Annotated in this window: 1 protein-coding gene; it reads right to left on the reverse strand. The window is 66.5% G+C overall.

The window, feature by feature from the left end; translation table 11 throughout:
* Positions 1 to 53 precede the first annotated feature (53 nt).
* Positions 54 to 21,824 (reverse strand): non-ribosomal peptide synthetase, encoded by a 21,771-nt coding sequence (locus tag CH274_RS17550; RefSeq protein WP_094658323.1) that lies wholly within the window; start codon positions 21,822 to 21,824, stop codon positions 54 to 56.
* Between the last annotated feature and the right edge of the window lie 34 nt (positions 21,825 to 21,858).

A 21,858-nucleotide genomic window follows, 5' to 3' on the forward strand; every position in this document is an offset into this window, starting at 1 on the left:
ACGGTCACCCCCACGGTTGATCGTTCACGCGGTGGTCGGCGTTGCAGTTGGCCTCAGCCTATCGGTCGGCCCGTCCCGATCGGTTCAGGCAGACGGTGCACCGGGGTCCCGTCCTGCATCGACTCGTGGCGGTCACCGTCGACCGAAACGACGGCGACGAGATCCTCCCGATCGTCGGATGCCGACTTTTCGAGGGCAGCGATCGCTGCTGCGGTGAGGAACGCGTGCGTCGCCCATTCCGCGGACACGATCTCGGCGGCGTCCTCGGCCGACTCCGCCTGATCGAGGATCAGGGCCGCACCTGCCGTCACCGCGACCACTCCGGCCAGCACCGCCGCAGCGGTGTCGAAACGAGCGGGAACCGCGAGCCGTGAATCGTATTCGACCGACCACTCGGTGACGGCTCTCGCGGCCAGTGCCGCGAGGGTTCCGTGATCGACGACGGTTCCGTCGTTCCCGACCAGGGCCGGACTGTCGGGCCCGAGCACCGCGGTCCGATCGGTGTAGGTCACCGGTCGCGGGGAATGGGCGGCGATCGCATCGACGATGTCGGTGCGGCCGAGTGGGACGACCGTCATCGACCCGGCCCATGCCGGTACGTCGTCGTCGTCGACGACCGCAACCGTCGCGCCCGTCGGCTCGACCGACGCGGTCGTACCGTCCGAATCTGCCGGATCGACGGGAACGAGGGCCGCTCCCGCTTTCGCGACCGCCCAACGCGTCGCGACGGCCTGAACCCCGTCCACGATGGCGACGGCGACGACGACGCCCGGCCCGACTCCGTGGTCGATCAGGAGGCGGGCCAGACGCGACGACTGCTCGTCGAGCTCACGGTAGGTCGTCTCGGCACCGCCCGTGGACAGTGCGGGCGCATCGGGATCGGTGTCGACCGCGGTGGTGAGCACCTGGGGCAGTGTCAGATCCGATCGAACCGGTGCCGAACCGGTATCCGTGGTCTCTCGGGCGTCGGACAGCACCGCTCGTTCGGCGGCATCGAGTACGTCGATGTCTCCGACGATCGCAGACGGTGTTGCCGCCACGGCCTCGGCGATTCGAGTGAATCGGGCTGCCAGCGATGCCACGGTGGACTCGTCGAAGATGTCGGCGGCGTACACCCACTCCACGATCAGGGTTCCGGTTCCCGACTCCCCTTCGGCGTGCTGTGTCTCCACCGTCACCTGCAGGTCGAACTTCGCCGTCGGCTCGAAGCCGCTCACGGGTTCGACCACCAGGTTCGGCAGCTCGAAGCGGGCATCGCCGTGCGGTTCGACCGACAGGACGGTCTGGAACAGCGGGGTGTACCCGGCATGTCGGTCCGGGGCGATGGCGTCGACCACTCGCTCGAACGGCACGTCGGAGTTGGCGAAGGCCCGAAGGTCGTTCTCGCGCAGCGTGTTCAACAGTTCTGCGAAGGTGGCGTCCGGGTCGACGTTCGTCCGCAACGCCAGTGTGTTGACGAACATCCCGACGAGCCCGTCGAGTTGTTCGTGCCCGCGGCCGGCGATGGGTGTGCCGACCGCGAAGTCGCGGGAGCCACTCATTCTCGACAACAACACGCCGAGTACCGCGTGCAGCACCATGAACAGGGTGGCGTTGTTCTCGCGCGCGATGGCGACGAGCCCGGAGTGGGTCGATTCGTCGAGCTGGGTGCTCAATCCGGCCCCGCGCAGTGTCGCGGTGGCAGGCCGAGGTCGGTCCCACGGCAGCGACACGACCGGAGTGATGCCGGCCAGTTCGTCCGCCCAGAATGCCAACTGCTCGGACAGTATCGAGCTGGGATCGCTGTCCGATCCCAGGACCTGACGTTGCCATACGGCGAAGTCGGCGTACTGCACCGTCAGCGGTTCGGGAGTGTAGGCATTTCCCGAGGCTGCAGCGAGGTAGGCGGTCATGACGTCGCGGGCCAGGGGCGTCATGGACGCGCCGTCCCCACTGATGTGGTGCATGACGATGACGAACACGTGCTCGTCCGGGCCGGTGCGGAACAGGGCTCCGCGGATCGGTGGTGCCGCGGTGACATCGAAGCCGCCGTGGATCATCGCGCGAACACGATCGGCGGTGTCGGCATCGCTCGGCGCATCGACGGGCGTCAGGTCGGGAACGACACCCTCGCCGTCCATGATCTCCTGGTAGGGCGAACCGTCGGTGTCCTCCGGATACCGGGTACGAAGCGACTCGTGGCGTTCCACCGTCGAGGTCACCGCAGCCTGCAGTGCAGCGACGTCCAGTTCACCTCGAAGACGCAGGGCCAACGGCATGTTGTACGCCCCGGAATCGGGGTCCAGTCGGTTGAGTACCCACATGCGCTGCTGGGCGAGCGAGAGCGGAACCCGTCCGCCGGGTGCCCGTCGCCGCAACGGCACGTCGTTCGCGTCGTCGATACGCGATTCGGCCCGAGCTGCGAGCGCGGCAACGGTCGAGGCCTCGAACAGATCTCTGACACCGACCTTCTTGCCGAGCGCTGCAGCGACGCGTGCGGCGACCCGGGTCGCGATGAGCGAGTTGCCGCCCAGATCGAAGAAGTCGTCGTCCGATCCGACGCGCTCCACGCCGAGCAGTTCGGCGTAGATCTGCGCGATCGTCTCCTCGACGGCAGTTGCGGGAGCGCGGAACGTCTTGACCTCGAACACCGGTTCCGGCAATGCTTTTCGGTCCAGCTTGCCACTGGTGTTGAGCGGGAACTCCGAAAGCACCATCACCGTGGACGGCACCATGTACGCCGGCAGGGCACCGCCGACGAACGTGCGCACCTCGGCCGGGTCAAGCGTTCGGTCCGGCCCGGGAACGACGTAGCCCACGAGCTGATCTCCGGCACCTGTCGTCGCGACCACCGCGGTGGCCTGATTGACGTCGGGATGTGTCAACAGCGCGGTCTCGATCTCGCCGAGTTCTATGCGCTGGCCACGGAACTTGACCTGGAAGTCGGTGCGTCCGATGTACTCGAGCACCCCGACCGCGTCCTGGCCCGGACGCCATCTGACCAGGTCACCGGTGCGGTACATCCGGTCACCGTTCGTGGCGAACGGGTTGGCCACGAACCGGTCCATCGTCAGGTCGACGCGGCCGAGATAGCCGTCGGCGAGCTGGGTGCCCGCCAGATACAGCTCACCCGCGGTTCCTGCTGCCACCGGGTGCAGTCGCCCGTCGAGAACGTAGGCCTGGGTGTTCCACTCCGGCGCACCGATCGGAACCGTCGAGACATCCCCCGGCCTGGTCTCCCAGAACGTCACCGTCACCGCGGCTTCGGTCGGCCCGTACAGGTTGTGAATGCCGGCCGAGCTGATCGCTCGGAAATCGGTCACCGTTTCCGGCGGTAGCGCTTCGCCGACCACGAACACGTGCCGAAGCGAACGGCACTGTTCCGCTGTGGCGTACGCGGCGAACACCGTGAGCATCGACGGTACGAAATCGGTGATGGTCACGCCGTGCCGAGCGATCCGATCGGCGACGTACGCGGGATCGCGATGGCCGTCCGGTGTGGCCAGAACAACCGTTGCACCGACCCAGAGCGGTAGGAAGAATCCCCACAGCGACACGTCGAATGTCGTTGCGGTCTTCTGCATGTAGACATCGTTCGCGTCGAGCGAATACTGCTGCACCATCCAGGCCATCTCGTTGACGACGGCTCGGTGCGACACCGCAACGCCCTTGGGTCGTCCCGTCGATCCCGAGGTGAAGATGACGTAGGCGGTGTTTCCCGGGCGCACCGGTGCCAGTCGATCGGCGTCGGTCAACGCACCGGTCGCGTGAACGGTGAGGTCGAGAGTGTCGAGTTCGAGAATCGGGAAACGCTCGGGTAGACCCGCCCGATCACCACTGGTGGAGAGGACGACGACCGGCTCCGCGGTGTCGAGGATGTACTCGATTCGATCCGAGGGGTGGTCCGGATCGATGGGCACGTAGGCACCACCGGCTTCGAGGACGGCATAGATGCCGACCATGAGGTCGATCCCGCGCCGCATTCCGAGTGCGACGAGCGATTGCGGCCCGACACCGAGAGACACCAGGTGTCGCGCGAGGCAATTGACTCGATTCGAGAAATCCGCATACGTGACTGTCGTGTCCTCGAACACCACTGCCGGCGCATCCGGATTCGCGACCACTCGGGCCCGGAACTGCTCGGTCAGCATGACGCCTGCGTCGACCTCGTGCGCGGTGTCGTTCCAGGTCTCGATCACGCGGGTTCGTTCTCGAGCCCCGAGTAGATCGATGTCGCCGACCGCGACCGTGGTGTCGGATACGAAGGTCTCGAGTATGCCGACCAGGCGTGCCAGCACGGAGTCGATGTACGCGGGATCGAACAGATCACTGATGTACTTGAGCGTGAACGAGATTCGGTCCTCGGCCACGACGAGCAGCGTCAGCGGGTAGTGGGTGTTGTCGTTGGAGCTCACGCCCTCGACGGTCATGCCGTCGATGGCCGCGGCCTGTTGCGTCAGCTGCGCTTCGTCCACCGGGTAGGACTCGAAGATGGTCAGCGTGTCGAACAGATTGCCGACGCCGATCGCCCGCTGGATGTCGACCAGCCCCATGTGGTGATGGTCGAGAAGATCTGCTTGTTCACCCTGGATCCGGCCGAGGTACGACTCCACCGTCTCCGCCGGGTCGAATCGCACTCGGACCGGAATGGTGTTGATGAACAGCCCGATCATCGACTCCACGCCCGGCAGACCTGCGGGGCGACCGGAAACCGTCGCACCGAACACGACGTCGGTTCGTCCGGTGATGTGAGCGACCAGCAGACCGTACGCCGCCTGCACCAGAGTGTTGACGGTGACGCCGAGCCTGCCACCGAGCGCTACGAGAGCCGCAGTGGTCTCGACATCGGTCGACGACTCCGCCTCGGCCGATCTCGACGAGATCTCTCGTCCGACACTCGGCGGAGCGACGAAGGTCGGTTCCTCGACACCGTCCAGTGCCCGAGTCCACGCGCTCAGAGACGCAGCCGGGTCCTGTTGATCGAGCCACGCCAGGTACGAGCGATACGTCCGCACCCGAGGCAGCGACTCGGTGGAGCTCTGCGCCGCGTACAGGTACAACAGTTCCTTCATCACCAGCGGCAACGACCATCCGTCGAGCAACACGTGATGATTGGTCATCGCGAGCTTGTACGTGGACGGCGTGATCCTGACGAGCAGGAATCGCAACAGCGGCGCGGTGGAGACATCGAAGTGTCGACGCTGATCCGCGGCCAGAGCGTCGGCCACGGCAGCGTCGCGTTCGGGTCCGTCGAGATGGGACAGATCGATCGTGTTCCAGGGCAGCCGAACATTCCGCTGGACGATCTGCACCGTCTCGCCGTCCGCGGTCGCGGTGAAGGACGTCCGTAGATTGTCGTACCGGTCCAGGAGTGTCTGCGCCGCGCGGTGCAGGCGATCGTCGTCGACGTCACCGGCGAGGTCGAGCACCACCTGCATCGTGTAGACGTCGATCGACGCGTCCGCGAACAGTGCGTGGAAGAGCAGTCCCTGCTGCAGCGGCGACAGAGACCAGATGTCCGTCAGCTCCGGGTACCGCGCCTCGAAGGACGAGATGTCGGGTTGTGAGAGCCGAACCAGCGGCACGTCCGACGGCGTCAGGCCACCCGAGCCGGGGGCCTCGGAATGCGCTGCGAGCGCGGTCAACGCGTCCGACCACAGCTGTGCGAGCCGCTCGACGGTCGCCTCGGTCACCGCTCCGGTCGGGAATGCGAACGACGCACTCAGTACGCCGCCGTCGTCGGTGTCGAGGACGATGGCATTGATGTCGACGGTCTTGTTGGCAGCCATGTCGGCGTCACCGGCCGCCGACAGCTCGTTGTCCGCTGCGGGTAGCCATCCGAGCGACTTCATCTCGTCCGGCACCTCGCCGGTGTTGACGCGTCCGAGGTAGTTGAAGCTGATCTGGCCGGTGCCGAGTTCGGAGAGCTCCGCTGCGGTCTCGGGGTTGAGGTACCGCAACAGTCCCCAGCCCATTCCTCGCTCGGGCAGCTCCAGCATCTGCTCCTTGACCGCCTTGACTGCCTCGCTCAATTGCCGGCCACCGGCGAATGCGGCATCGACGTCGATACCGGTGAGGTCGAGGCGCACCGGGAACAGGCTGGTCAGCCAGCCGACGGTGCGTCCCAGATCGGCTCCCGGCACCACTGCTTCCTCGCGGCCGTGCCCTTCGAGCTGCACCAGCGTGGCCGGTGCCGACATTCCGTGCTCCGCACGCAGTTTCGTGACCGCGAGCGCCAACCCGGCGAGCAACCCGTCGGCGACGCCACCGCGGAATATCTCCGGCACGGTCGTCAACAGACTGCGGGTCACCTCGGGTGTCAGTTCGACATCGACCCTGTCGAGGGTGGCAACGACGTCGAGTGCAGGATCGAAGGGACGCTCGCCGAGAACGGGGTCCTCGGTGTCGGCGATCCGACGCCACATCGGCAGTTCCGCCAGGCGCGCCTGGCTCGAGGCCGCATCGACCAACGCATGCGTCCACCGCCGCATCGACGTTCCCACCTCGGGAAGAGCCGGGTTCGCTCCCGCGGACAACTGTGCCCACGCGGAGACGAAGTCGGGAATCAGGATTCGCCAGGACACGCCGTCGATCACGAGGTGATGGGCGATGACGGAGAGCGTGCCTGCTTCGGTGGGGCCGTGATCGACCCATACGAAGGCGAGCATGCGCCCGGCCTCGGGGTCGAGGGTTCCGACAGCGGAATCGAATGCCGTTGCAGCGGAATCCGTGTCGGCCACGGTCAGCAACGAGCCCGCGTCGACACTCCCCGGTGCCGCAGCGTCGAGCCCCCACCCACGGTCGTCGTGGACCAGGGTGGAGCGCACCACGTCGTGTCGATCGATCACGGCGTTCAGCGTCGCGAGAATTCCGGCTCGGTCTATGCCGATCGGCAGTTCGAGCGTGACGGCCTGATGGAACCGCGACCGGCCCCCACTGCGCTCCATCAGTGCGGCACCGAACGGCGGCAACGGCATCCAGCCGATTCCACCGCCGTCGAGTTCCTCGAGCACGACCACGTCGCTGCCTTCGCCGACGGTCACCGCGATCTCGGCGAGACCCGCGACGGTCTTGCGCTCGAACACATCTCGTGGCCCGAATTGGATTCCCCGTGCCTTCGCGCGGGAGACCAGCTGGATGGAGACGATGCTGTCGCCCCCGAGCGCGAAGAACGAATCGTCGACGCCGACGGTGTCGAGTCCGAGCACGTCCGCGAAGACCTCCGCGATGATGCGTTCGGTATCGGTACTGGCGGTGCGGTATTCGGCGTCGCTTCCGAACTCCGGTTCCGGTAGCGCTCGTCGGTCGAGCTTGCCGTTCGGGCCGAGCGGCAAGGCGTCGAGAGTCACGAGACCGGCGGGAACCATGTACTCGGGCACCGATGCGGCGACGGCAGCGGTGACCGCGTCGGCGTCGATCGTCGTCCCGGCAGCGGGCACGAGGTAGCCCACCAGGATTTCACCGGCCGACGGCGTCCGACGCACGAGGACCACGGCCTGGTCGACGGACGGGTGTGCCGTCAGCGCGGCCTCGATCTCGCCCAGCTCTATCCGCAGTCCGCGCAGCTTGACCTGGAAGTCGGTGCGACCGAGGTATTCGAGCTCACCGTCGGCGGTCCACCGAACCAGGTCTCCGGTGCGGTACATCCTCGACCCGGCAGTGCCGTGCGGGTCGGCGACGAACCGGTCCGCGGTGAGGTCCGCACGCCCCAGATATCCACGGGCGAGTTGAACCCCGGCGAGATACAGCTCCCCGGGTACCCCGACCGGAACCGGGTGCAGGCGTGCATCGAGCACGGTGACTCGGGTGTTCCAGACCGGAGCGCCGATGGGGACCGACGCGATGTCGGCCGGCACCACGCGGTGGTAGGTCACGTCGACTGCGGCCTCGGTCGGGCCGTACAGGTTGTGCAGCTCGGTGGTCGGCAGTGCAGCGCGCAGGGCCGAGGCGACCGAGGCAGGCAGCGCCTCGCCGGAGGCGAAGACCGCACGCAAACCGGTGCACTTCGAGACGCCGTCGGCGGCGGCGAACACCGCGAGCAGCGAGGGCACGAAGTGGGCAACGGTGATACCGCGTTGCGCGACGGTGTTCACCAGGTAGATCGGATCCCGATGGCCGTCGGGTTCGGCGATCACGAGCTCGGCACCGATCTGCAACGGCCAGAACAGCTCCCACACCGACACGTCGAACGTGACCGGCGTCTTCTGCAACACCTTGTCGCTCTCGGTGAGTGAGTACTCCGCCTGCATCCACAGCAATCGGTTGACGATCGACTCGTGGCTCACCGCGACACCCTTGGGGCGACCGGTCGATCCGGACGTGAAGATGACGTAGGCGATGTCGGCGGGCCGCAGCGGTGCGATCCGCTCGGCGTCGGTCATCGGTGCAGCGGACACACCTGTGGTGTCGACGGCGTCGACCAGGATTCGGGTGACATCGGATCGGAGTCCGGTGCCGTCTCGCTCGGTCGTGAGCAGGACCACCGGTGCCGCGGTGTCGAGGATGTACCCGATTCGTTCGGCGGGCAGATCCGGATCGACCGGAACGTAGGCACCACCGGCGGTGAGCACCGCATAGATGCCCACCAGCATGTCGACCGATCGCCGCATGGCGGTCGCCACGACGGTTTCCGGGCCCACTCCTTCCGAGACGAGAACTCGCGCCAGTGCGTTCACGCGGTCCGAGAACTCGCGATAGCTCACCCGTTCGTCGCCGAAGCTCGTCGCGATGTTCTCCGGGCTCGCCGCAACCCGGGACTCGAACAGAGACACCAGCGTCGCCGCGGCATCCACCTCGTGCCCGGTCGCGTTCCACTCCTCCAGAACGCGCGAGCGCTCGCCGTCCTCGAGAATGTCGACGTCACCGACCACGCGATCCGGGTCGTCGACGAGAGTGCCGAGGACGCGCACCAAGCGACGCGCGAGCGAACTCATGGTCGACTCGTCGAACAGATCTGTGGCGTAATCGAATTGGACGTCGATACCGGCGGGAGCGCCGGATTCGTCGACGTTCTCCCACAGCGTGACCTGCAGATCGAACTTGGCGAACGCGCTGCCGAGGTCGATCCCCTCGACAACGAGCTCGGGCAGCGTCAACGTCTGCCGTTCGAGGTTCTGGAAGGTCAGCATGACCTGGAAGATCGGATGCCTGGCCTGAGACCTGTCCGGTGCCAGCTCGTCGACGAGCCGCTCGAACGGCACGTCGGCATGCCCGAAGGCACCGAGATCGGCGTCTCGGACGAGCGCCAGTTGCTCGCGCAACGACGCCGCCGGGTTCACCCCGGTACGCAGCGCGAGCGTGTTGACGAACATGCCGACGAGTCCGTCCAGATCGGCGTCGCCTCGGCCTGCCACCGGGGTTCCGATCGTGACGTCGTCGGTTCCCGCCATCGAAGACAGCAACACGGCCAGGGCGGTGTGCACCACCATGAAGTCGGTCGCATTGGCGGATCGAGCGAGGCGGGCGATGTTCGACTGCAGGGCCGCATCGATCGAGAAGTTGTACGCCGCACCACGATACGACGCCACGGCGGGCCGTGGACGGTCGGTGGCCAGATCGAGCTGCGCCGGCGCTCCCGCGAGGACCGCCGTCCAGTACGCCAACTGAGCTGCCAGTGGCGACTCGGGGTCGTCCGCCGAACCGAGGACGTCCCGCTGCCACAGGGTGTAGTCCGCGTACTGCACGGCAAGTGGTGCCCACTGCGGACTCTCCCCCGCTACGCGGGCGGTGTAGGCGAGCATGACGTCCCGGGTCAGCGGCCCCATCGAGAATCCATCCGCGGCGATGTGGTGCGCCACGAACGCCAGTACGTACTCGGACTCGCTCAGCCGCAGAATCCGGACCCGAACCGGAACGGCACGGGTCACGTCGAATCCGGCCGAGACGAAGGTTCGCAGGACCTGCTCCACGGAGCCGGCATCGACGTCGTCGACGGCCACCGTCACGCCCGCCTCGGCGGTACCGAGAACCACCTGACTGCCTCGTCCGTCGACCTCCGGGTAGACGGTGCGCAGAATTTCGTGGCGTGCGATCACATCGAGGACGGCACTCGACAGAGCATCGGCATCGATATTGCCGGACAACCGAATTGCCACCGGAATGTTGTTCACGGCAGAGGTCGGATCGAACTGGCTCAGGAACCACATGCGCTGCTGCGCCATCGACAGCGGAACCACGTCGGGCCGCGGACGTGCCGTGAGGGCCCGTCGTGCACCGGTGCCCACCTTGGATTCGACGGCACGGGCGAGCGAGAGAACGGTCGGCGACTCGAATATCGATCGCACCGGCACCTGAGTGTCGAGCGCGGCTCCCAGTCGGGAGACCACCTGGGTCGCGATCAGCGAGTTGCCGCCGAGCGCGAAGAAGTCGTCGTCCAGACCGACGCGTTCCACCGAGAGCACCTCGGCGAACACCGTCGCCACTGCCTCTTCGACCGGGTTGGTCGGTGCGCGGAACTGTACGGTCTCGAACTGCGGCTCCGGCAACGCTTTTCGGTCCAGCTTCCCGTTGGCGTTGCGAGGCAATGCATCGAGGATCACGAAAGCCGACGGAACCATGTACGACGGCAGCCGGCCGGACAGAGCCGAGCGCAGCCCGTCGGGGTCCACCGTGGCACCGGCAGCGGGCACGACGTAGGCCACGAGCCGGGCGCCGAGTCCGGTGTCGAGTGCAAGCACCGCAACGTCGCCGACCTCGCTCAGCGACCCCAGTGCAGCATCGATGTCACCGAGTTCGATGCGGAATCCACGGATCTTGACCTGGAAGTCGGTTCGGCCGACGTACTCGAGTTGGCCGTCCTTGCGCCAGGTGACGAGGTCGCCGGTGCGGTACAGCCGTCCGCCCGGAGTGAACGGGTCGGCCACGAAGCGCTCCGCGGTCAGGTCCGGCCGAGCGACGTAGCCCTCGGCCAGCTGCACGCCCGCGAGATAGAGCTCGCCTGCCACGCCAACCGGTACCGGTGCCAGGCGCGAGTCCAGGACGTAGACCCGGGTGTTCCATTCGGGTCCACCGATGGGTACGGAGGTGCCGGTCGTCCGGGCGACGCGATGTGCGGTCACCGACACAGCGGCTTCCGTCGGGCCGTACAGGTTGTCCAGTCGCGCGGTGGAGGCACGCAGTGCGCGGTCTGCGGTCGCCACCGGAAGCGCCTCACCGATCGCCAGGATCCTCTTCAGACTCTCGGGAAGTGATCCCGCCGACGCGGCGACGAGGGCGTCGAGCACGGAGGGCACGGTGTGCAGCGTGGTGACCGATCGTTGGGCGATCAGGTCCACCAGATAGGCCGCATCACCCTGTGCACCGGCCTCGGCGATCACGACGGCACCGCCGGAGATCGTCGCCACCCAGAATTCCCAGACGGACAGGTCGAACGTCGCTGCGGTCTTGAGCAGCACCCGGTCGGTGCTGTCGATTCCGTAATGCTCTGCCTGCCAGAGCAACTGGTTGACGATCGCGCGGTGGCTCACCGCGACGCCCTTGGGTCGACCGGTCGATCCGGACGTGAAGATGACGTACGCGGTGTTGGCGGCGCGCAGCGGAGCGATGCGCTCGGCGTCGGTGACGGGCGCATCGGACCACGCCGCATCCGAATCGTGCAGCCTGGGGTCGGTGTCGATCGACACGACCGGCACCGTTGCGGTGTCGATGTCGACACCGGCGGTGCTGAGCACCAGCGCCGGAGCGGCGACCTCGAGGATGTAGGTGTTCCGCTCCGCGGGCTGATCGGGGTCGATCGGCACGTACGCGCCGCCGGCCTTGGTGACTGCGTACATGGCCACCAGCAACTCGACGGACCTGCGGATTGCCAGGGCCACGGTCACCTGGGGGCCGACCCCCGAAGCGATCAGGACCCGCGCAAGCCGGTTGATCCGTGCGTCGAACTCACGGTAGGTCAGCGATAGCCGCGCGTCGATCAGCGCGATCGCGTCCGGGTCCGCCTGCACCCGACGGTCGAACAGTGCCGCCAGGGTCGGATCGGAGTCGACCGGATGCGCGGTGTCGTTCCATTCGTGCACGATGGTGTTGCGTTCGGTCGCTGTGAGGACATCGAGATCCCCGACGACGACCGAGGGGTCGTTCGCCACGGCCCGCAGCACCTCGACGAATCGCTCGACGAAACCGTCGATGGTCGATCGGTCGAACAGGTCTGTGGCGTAACTGAATTCGGCCGCCAACTCGGCCGGTGAACCGTCCGATTCGTACTGGTCCGATATCGACAGCTGCAGATCGGTCTTGGCCGTCGTCGTGTCGGCGTCGACCGCACTGACCGTCAGCCCGGGGAGCTCGAACGTCGAATCGGCGAGGTTCTGGAAACTCAGGCCGATCTGGAACAACGGGTTGCGGGCGGTCGAACGGACCGGGTTGAGCACCTCGACGAGGCGCTCGAACGGCACGTCCGCATGCGCGAATGCGGACAGGTCACGCTCGCGCGACTGCGCGAGCAGCTCCTCGAACGTCATCGACGGCTCGACCGTCGACCGGAACACCAACGTGTTGACGAACATTCCGATCATGGGATCGAGGGCACGCTCGCCGCGGCCGGCGATGGGGCTGCCGATGGCGATGTCCTCGGAACCGGAGAGCTTGGCCAGGAACACCGCGAACGCCGAGTGCACGACCATGAACAACGTGGACCGATGTGCGCGTGCAAGTTCGGCGAGACCCTGGTGCAGTCCCGCGTCGACGGTGAAACGCACCGTGTCGCCACGAAAGCTCTGGCTCGGCGGGCGTGGGCGATCGGCGGGAAGCGCCAGCTGATCCGGCAGCTCGGCCAGAGCCTGCTTCCAGAACGAAACCTGCCGGGCGGCAAGTGAATCGGGATCGGATTCGGAACCGAGTACGTCACGCTGCCACAAGGCGAAGTCGACGTACTGCACGGGGAGCGGTTCCCAGTCCGGCGCGCTACCGGTCGAGCGCGCGGTGTACGCAGTCATGATGTCCACTGCCAACGGGCCCATCGAGGCACCGTCCGCCGAGACGTGGTGGACGACGAATGCCAGAACGTACTCGGCATCGGCGACGCGGAACAGTCGGGCATCGACCGGCACCTCGGCGGTGACGTCGAAGCCGCGTCGGAAGAATTCCCCGACGACCGCCGCGACATCGTCCTGCTCACCGGCGGACAGGTCGCGGACGGTCAGGTCCAAGGAGACCTCGGCGGCCGGAAGTACCTGCTGGTACGGGCCTTCGGGCGAATCGGGGTACTGCGTCCGCAGCGATTCGTGACGTTCGAGAACGTCGAGAACGGCCGAGTGCAACGCCGCGACGTCGAGGTCACCCGACAGCCGCACCGCGAACGGGATGTTGTCCACCGACGACGTGGTGTCGAACCGGTTCAGGAACCAGTAGCGCTGCTGGGCCGACGACAGGGGCGGGCGTTCCGGACGCGGTCTCGGTGCCAGTGTCGCCCTGGAACCGGACCCGACGGCTGTCTCCACGTGCGCCGCCAGCGCCGCAACGGTCGGGCTCTCGAACAGGGCCCGTACCGGCACCACGGTGTCCAGAGCCGCGCCGAGCCGCGAGACGACCTGCGTTGCGATCAACGAGTTTCCGCCGAGTGCGAAGAAGTCGTCGTCGAGCCCCACCCGGTCGATACCGAGCACACCGGCGAACACATCCGCGACGGTCTCCTCGACCGCGGTGGTGGGTGCCCTGAACCGACCGGCCTCGAACACCGGGGCAGGTAGTGCGGTCCGGTCGAGCTTGCCGACCGGGGTCAGCGGGATCGCATCGAGAACCACGATGGACGCCGGAATCATGTACCCCGGCAGTGACTTTCCGACGAAGGCGGCGAGTTCCTCGACATCGATCACGCTGCCGCGCACGGGCAGAACGTAGGACACGAGAGTCGTGACGCCGGAGGGAAGCAGATGACCCACCGTCACTGCGAAATCGACGCTGGGATCGGCTGCGAGCGCCGAGTCGATCTCGCCGAGCTCGATGCGGAATCCGCGCACCTTCACCTGGAAATCGGTGCGTCCCACGAACTGCAGCTGCAGGTCGTCCGTCCACCGCACCACGTCGCCGGTGCGGTACATCCGTGCGCCGTCGATGCCGTACGGGTTGGCCACGAAGCGCTCGGAAGACAGACCGGGCCTTCCGAGATAGCCGCGAGCGAGCGCACCGCCCGACAGATAGAGGTCACCCGCGACACCGGTCGGAACCGGTTCGAGTCGGGAATCGAGGATGAGCACGGACATGCCGTGGATGGGTCGACCGATGGTGATCGGTTCGCCGGGCGTCAACTCGGCGAAGCTCGAGATGATCGTCGTCTCGGTCGGCCCGTATCCGTTGAAGTACTTTCGGCCCGGTGCCCATCGGGCGAGCAGTTCGGGAGTGGTCACATCGCCGCCGACCGAGAGCACTTCGAGCGAGTCGATACCGTGCGGATCCATCGTGCCCAGAACTGCCGGGGTGATGATGGTGTGAGTGACCTTCTCCGCCTTCAGCAGTTCGGACAGCTCGGTGCCGCCGAGAATCGACGCAGGCACGACCACCAACGTCGCACCGACGGAGAACGCTGCCATCCACTCCAGGACCGAAGGATCGAAGTTGGGCGAGCAGACGTGCAGGAACCTCGAGGCCGGTTTCAGGTGGTACAGGTCGGTTGCTGCGTCGAGAACACCGCCGAGTCCGGCGTGCGTGACGACGACGCCCTTCGGCTTACCCGTCGAGCCGGAGGTGTAGATGACGTAGGCCGGGTTCTGGAACGTGACGGGCCGCAGTCGGTCGGCGTCGGTGACCGGCTCGGCGGACCGGGTGCGGACCTCGGCCACGAACTCGTCGTCGTCGAGGCTCGACCACGGAAGACTCGGGTGTCCGGCGGACAGCGCATCCGAATGCGCGCTGGTGGTCAGACCGAGCATGGCACCGGAGTCGGCGATCATGTGCCCGATTCGGTCCTCCGGATACGTGGGATCGACGGGCAGGTGGGCCGCACCCGACTTCGCCACCGCCCACACCGCCAGCACCATGAGGTAGGAGCGTTGAAATGCGAGTGCCACAACGGATTCGGGGCCCGCACCGCGTTCGATGAGAACGCGGGCGAGCTGGGAGGAGGTCGCGTCGAGTTCGGCGTAGGAGATCGATCGTCCCTCGTACCTGATGGCCACGGCCGACGGATCGAGGGCGGCTCCGGCCGTGAGTATCTCGGCCAGGGTGCCGCCGGCCAGCACGTCGTCACCGTGCACGTGTGTGAGGCGGTCGTACTCGTCGTCGTAGAGAATCGACAGGTCGCCGACCGGAACGTCCGGTGTGGTGGCAACCGCGTCGAGCAACCACCGGAATCGGCGCGAGAACACTTCGATCGTCTTCTCGTCGAACAGATCTCGCGCATAGACGAAGCTGGCCGCGAGACCGGCTCCACCGGGCTTCTCGTGCAGGGTCAACGACAGGTCGAACTTGGCGGTGTCGACCTCGACGTCCACTGCGGAGACCGTGAGTCCCGGAAGCTCGAAGTGGCTCGGCGGGAGATTCTCGAAGGCGATCGCCACCTGGAACAGCGGATGGCGCGCCGTCGACCGTTCGGGCTCGAGCAGATCGACCAGTCGCTCGAACGGGATGTCCGCGTGCGCGAACGCCTCGAGGTCCACGTCACGGATCTGTGCCAGCAGTTCGGTGAATCCTCGGCTTCGGTCGACCTTCGTGCGCAGCACCAACGTGTTGACGAACATGCCGATCACGTCGTCGAGTACTGCCTCGCCTCGTCCGGCCACGGCCGTACCGACGGCGACGTCGTCGGAGGTCGACATCCGCGCCAGGAACAGGGCGAGGGCCCCGTGGACGACCATGAACAACGTGGTTCCGGTCGACTTGGCCAGCTCGGTCAGCGACTCGTGCACCTCGGCATCGATGTCGAACTGGAATCGCCCGCCCTCGTACGACTGCACCGCCGGACGTGGCCGGTCGTACGGCAAGGTCAGCTCGCTCGGCAGATCCGCCAGTGCCGTACGCCAGTAGTCGGCCTGCGTTGCCATCAGGCTGCCCGGTTCGGTGTCGTCTCCGAGAACGTCACGCTGCCATACGGCGAAGTCGGCGTACTGCACCGCCAGTGGTGCCCACGCGGGAGAGTCTCCGGCCACTCGGGCCACGTACGCAGTCATGACGTCGCGGGTCAGCGGCCCCATCGACCAACCGTCGGCGCTGATGTGGTGTACCACGAACACGAGCACGTACTCGTCGTCCGAGATTCGGAAGAGCTTGGCGCGCAACGGAGCCGACTCCGTCACGTCGAAGCCCTCGGACGCGAAGGCGACGAGGTCGCCGATCACCTGTTCCGCCGAGGAGGCGATCGGGGTCAGGTCCGGTGCGACGGACGCGGCGGACAGGACCACCTGGTGCCCGGTGCCGTCCACGCTCGGGTACACGGTGCGCAGCGCTTCGTGTCGGTCGAGGACATCGGTGACGGCGGACTGCAGCGCGGAGACGTTCAGCGCCCCGGAGAGCCGGATGGCCACCGGAATGTTGTTGACGGCGGATTCGGGCTCGAAGCGGTTCAGGAACCACATCCGCTGCTGTGCCAGGGAGAGCGGGATCTGCTCGGGGCGCTCCTGCGGCACCAACGGTGCCGAAGTCCCGGTTCCGACATGGCTTTCCAATGCTGCCGCCAGGGCCGCAACGGTACTGGCCTCGAACATCACGCGGACGGGCACGGTCGTGCGCAACTCGGTACCCAGCCGCGAGGCGACCCGGGTTGCGACGAGCGAGTTTCCGCCGAGGGCGAAGAAGTCGTCGTCGACGCCTATGCGGTCGATGCCGAGAACGGCAGCGAACACCTCTCCGACGATCTCCTCCATGGGATTCGTCGGAGCCCGGTACTCGGTCGCCTGGAAGTGCGGATCCGGCAGCGCTTTCCGGTCGAGCTTGCCGCTGGCACCGAGTGGGAACTCGGCCAGTTCGACCAGTGCGGCCGGAACCATGTACTCGGCCAATCGTTCACGCAGCGCCCCGAGGACCTGGCTGTGGTCGACCGGTCCGTCGGCGGGAACGACGTAGCCCACCAGCTGGTCTCGACGGACCAGCACCACCGCTTGTTCGATGCCGGACAGTTCCAGCAATGCCGATTCGATCTCGCCGAGTTCGATGCGCAGGCCGCGCAGCTTCACCTGGAAGTCCGACCGACCGATGTACTCCAGTTCACCATCGGGAAGCCACCGCACCACGTCACCGGTGCGGTACATCCGAGAACCCCCGGGTCCGAACGGATCCGCGACGAAGCGGTCCGCGGTCAGGTCGGGGCGTCCCACGTAGCCGCGGGCCAGCTGAGTGCCTGCGAGATAGAGCTCGCCGGTCACCCCTGCCGGTACCGGAACCAGGTGCGAGTCGAGCACGTAGACAGAGGTGTTCCACACCGGCGCACCGATGGGCATGACTTCCGAGTCCTCGTCCGTGACCGCGTGATAGGTCACGTCGACCGCAGCCTCGGTCGGGCCGTACAGGTTGTGCAGTGACAGTTGTGGCAGGGCAGCGCGCAACGCATGCGCTGTCGTGGGGGGAAGCGCTTCGCCGGAGGCGAAGACCAGGCGGAGCGATTCGGCAGCGTGCGGTGCGCGCCGAGCTTCGGGTACGAACACCGACATCATCGACGGCACGAAGTGCACCACCGACACATGCTCACGAGCAATCACATCGAGCAGATACAACGCATCCCGATGACCATCCGGAACAGCGATGGCCACCGACGCACCGTTCTGCAACGCCCAGAAGAACTCCCACACCGACACATCGAACGTCGACGGAGTCTTCTGCAACACCACATCCCCGGCGCTCAACCCGTACTCGTGCTGCATCCACAACAACCGATTCACGATCGCCTCGTGCGACACCCCCACACCCTTCGGACGACCCGTCGAACCCGACGTGAAGATCACGTACGCGAGATTCGACGCCCGCAACGGTGCCGTGCGCTCGGCATCGGACAACGGCAACGGCGACAGACCCGACACATCGACAGTGTCGATATCGACCGTCTCGACCCCCGCGAACTCCACATGATCACGCGTCGTCGACAACACCCGAACCGGAGCCGCCGTCGCCACGATGTACTCGTTGCGATCCGCCGGCTGCGACGGATCGATCGGCACGTACCCCGCACCGGCCTTCACGATCGCATACATACCCACGAACAGGTCCAGACTCCGCCCGATCGCGAGCCCCACCAGCGAATCAGGACCAACCCCCACCGACACCAGAAGTCGCGCAAGACGATTCGCACGCCCCGCGAACTCCGCATACGTCAACCGCTCACCCTCGAACACCAACGCCTGCGCATCCGGAGTCTCGGCCACCTGACGATCGAACAGGTCGACCAGCGTTGTGCCCGAATCGATTTCGGACGCCTCTCCGGCACCGAGCGCGAGAACAGACGTGCGCTCGGCCGGGTCGATCAGGTGGATGTCACCGATCGTGGCCGTGGGCGAGTCGGTGATCGCTGCCAGAATCCGCTCGAACCGCCGACCGAATTCGGCCATAGTGGATTCGTCGAAGAGGTCGGCGGCGTAGGTCAGCGCCACGGTCAGACCCGACGGCTCGCCTTCTGCGGCAATCGAATTCCACAACGTCACCTGCAGGTCGAACTTCGCCAGATCCGCCTCGTAGTCGAGTGCGGCAACGCGAAGACCCGGGATCTCCACCGAGGTCTGGTCGAGATTCTGGAACGTGAGCATCACCTGGAACAGCGGATGGCGGGCCTGCGATCGCGCCGGAGCCAACGCGTCGACCAGCTTCTCGAACGGCACGTCGGCGTGCGAGAACGCCGCGAGGTCGACGCCTCTCACCTCACGCAGGAAGTCCTCGAACGTCGCGTCCGATTCGACGGCGGTGCGCAGAACCAGGGTGTTGACGAACATACCGATGACGTTGTCGAGCACTGCGTCGCCACGTCCGGCCACCGGTGTTCCGATCGAGATGTCCTCGCTGGCAGAGAGTTTGGCGAGCAGAATCGCCAGTGCGGCGTGCACGACCATGAAGGTGGTCGCACCGTGTGCGCGGCCGAGCTTCTCGAGCGAGAGAACCAGGTCTGCATCGATCTCGAACTTGTACGTGCCACCTCGGGTGGTGGCGACGGCAGGACGGGGCCGGTCGGTCGGCAGTTCCAGTTGGTCGGGCGCTCCGCCGAGGCGTCCGCGCCAATATTCCTGCTGAGCCGAGAGCACCGACTCGGGGTCGTCCTCGTTGCCGAGAACCTTTCTCTGCCACAGCGTGAAGTCGGCGTACTGCACCTCGAGCGGCGTCCACTGCGGGTCGTGGCCGTTCGAGCGGGCAACGTAGGCCGTCACCACGTCGCGAGTGAGCGGACCCATGGAGAATCCGTCGGCGGCGATGTGGTGGACCACGAACGCGAGCACGTGCTCGGTGTCCGACAACGCGAGCAGCAATGTCCGGAAGGGTAGCTGCACCGACAGGTCGAACGGGCGTAGAGCGAACTCGAGCAGGGTGGCGGGAAGCTCCGCCTCGTCCGCCGCCGAGATCTCCAGTTCGACTGTTGCCGAATCGGATGCGAGTACGTGCTGGTAGCCGACGCCGTCGCGGTCCGGGAACACGGTGCGCAGCGACTCGTGCCGATCGAGAACGTCGGCGAGCGCGGCACGCAGCGCCGTGAGGTCGAGTGCACCGGACAGGGTCAGGGCCACCGGGATGTTGTTGACGGCGGATTCGGGCTCGAATCTGTTGAGGAACCACATGCGCTGCTGAGCCAGCGACAGCGGGACGTGGTCGTGATCCGGCTGCGCGGTCAACGGAATGCGGTGGCCGGTCGAATCCGACGCGTCCACGGCCGCGGCGAGTTCGGCAACGGTCGGAGCGTCGAAGAAGGCACGGACGTCGACGGCCGAACCACGTTCGGCGTTGACCCGCGCGATCACGCGGGTGGCGTTGAGGGAGTTGCCGCCGAGTGCGAAGAAGTCGTCGTCGACACCGATGCGTTCGATACCGAGCACGGTCTCGAAGATCGAGACCAACGCGGTCTCGGTCTCGGTGCTCGGTGCGCGGTATTCCTGCACCTGCGATGCGAAATCGGGCGCAGGCAGCGCTTTTCGGTCGAGTTTGCCGCTCGCGTTCAGCGGAAACTCGTCCAGGACGACGAACACCGACGGCACCATGTATTCCGGCATGCGCCGTCGCACCGCGTCCGCGAGGCCGTCGTGATCGAGATCGGGATCGGTGCTGACGACGTATCCGACGAGCTGCTGTTCCGACTGCTCGGACGAATGGAGCAGCACGGCCGCCTGAGTCACCTCGGGCTCGGCGAGCAGCGCCGATTCGATTTCGCCCAGCTCGATGCGCAGGCCGCGCAGCTTGATCTGGAAGTCGGTGCGCCCGATGTACTCGATGAGGCCGTCGCCGCGTCGGCGCACCAGGTCACCGGTGCGGTACATGCGGTCACCCGGCTCACCGAACGGGTCGGCCACGAACCGGTCGGCGGTCAGGTCGGTGCGTCCGAGGTATCCGCGAGCGAGCTGCACGCCCGCGAGATAGAGCTCACCCTCGACTCCGCGGGGCGATCGCCGCAGTCCTTCGTCGAGCACGTACAGGTCGGTGTCGTCGACGGCAGCGCCGATGGGAACCGAGGCTTCTTCCACCTGTTGGGTTCGGTAGTACGTGACATCGACGGCCGCTTCCGTCGGCCCGTACAGATTGTGCAGTTCCGCGTTCGAGATGGAGTGGAACGCGTTGACGGTGCGCGCCGGGAGTGCCTCGCCGGAGGCGAACACCATTCGGAGCGAATCGGCCTGCGCAGCAGTGGGTTCGGCGACGTACACCGAAAGCATGGACGGGACGAAGTGCGTCACGCTCACGCTGCGCTCGCCGATGACGCGGGCGAGGTAGGCGGGGTCGCGGTGGCCCTCGGGCTCGGCAATCACGAGCGTGGCACCGATCTGCAACGGCCAGAAGAACTCCCACACCGATACGTCGAACGTGAACGGTGTCTTCTGCAGCACGACGTCGTCGGTGCTCATCGCATATTCGCGCTGACGCCAGGAGATGTTGGCGACGATGGCCCGGTGGCTCACCGCCACGCCCTTCGGACGTCCCGTCGAACCGGAGGTGAAGATGACGTAGGCGAGGTCGTCCTCGGTCAGGGCTCCGCGCCGGTCGGCATCGGTGATCCGCCCTTCCGGCACCTCGGTCAGGTCGACGTCGTCGACGAGAACGGTGACGGTGCCCTCGGGCAACCGAGGCATGTCCGTCGTGGTCGTCAGAACGAGGACCGGGTTCGCGATGTCGAGAACGTACCCGAGTCGATCGACCGGATGGTCCGGGTCCAGCGGAACGTACGCTCCGCCTGCTGCGGAGATCGCGTACATGCCCACCAGCAGATCGAACGATCGACGGATCGACAGTCCCACCGCTGAATCGGGGCCGACACCCTGTGCGATCAGTACCCTGGCGAGACGCTCGACGGAAGCGGCGAACTCGGCGTAGGTGCGAGTCTCGTCGCCGAAGACCAGCGCAGGTGCGTCCGGGGTGCGCTCGGCCTGATCGGCGAACAGCGCGTACAGCGTGGTGGCTTCGGGATCGGCAGAACTCGACGTCGAATCGTCGGCACCGAGAACGGACACAGCATCGGTGACGACGGTCGACACGACCGAGTCCAGACCACCTTCGGTGGCCTCGATCAGGCCCGCGAGGGTGTTGGACAGCACGACCGGGACCAGCGCGTCGGGGCCGAGGACGCCTCCCATGGCCGCGTCGAGGGTGGTGATCTCCTCGTCCAGGCGGGCGTAGGTCAGTTCCGTACCGAGGTGCGTGAGAGCCACGCGGTCGGGTTCGACCGCTGCAACGCTCCGAACCAAGCGCGGAAGGTCCTCGACCGTCAGAGCTGCATCGCTTCGACGTCCTACCGCCATCTAACTTTTCCTCCTGATCGATCCACGTGCACAA

Source organism: Rhodococcus sp. 06-418-5 (assembly GCF_002258285.1).
In the GTDB taxonomy this organism is placed as follows: domain Bacteria; phylum Actinomycetota; class Actinomycetes; order Mycobacteriales; family Mycobacteriaceae; genus Rhodococcoides.

Bases quoted from the DNA above. Each gene is read 5' to 3' on its own strand.
- CH274_RS17550 (WP_094658323.1), bottom strand. From the start codon at position 21,824: ATGGCGGTAGGACGTCGAAGCGATGCAGCTCTGACGGTCGAGGACCTT.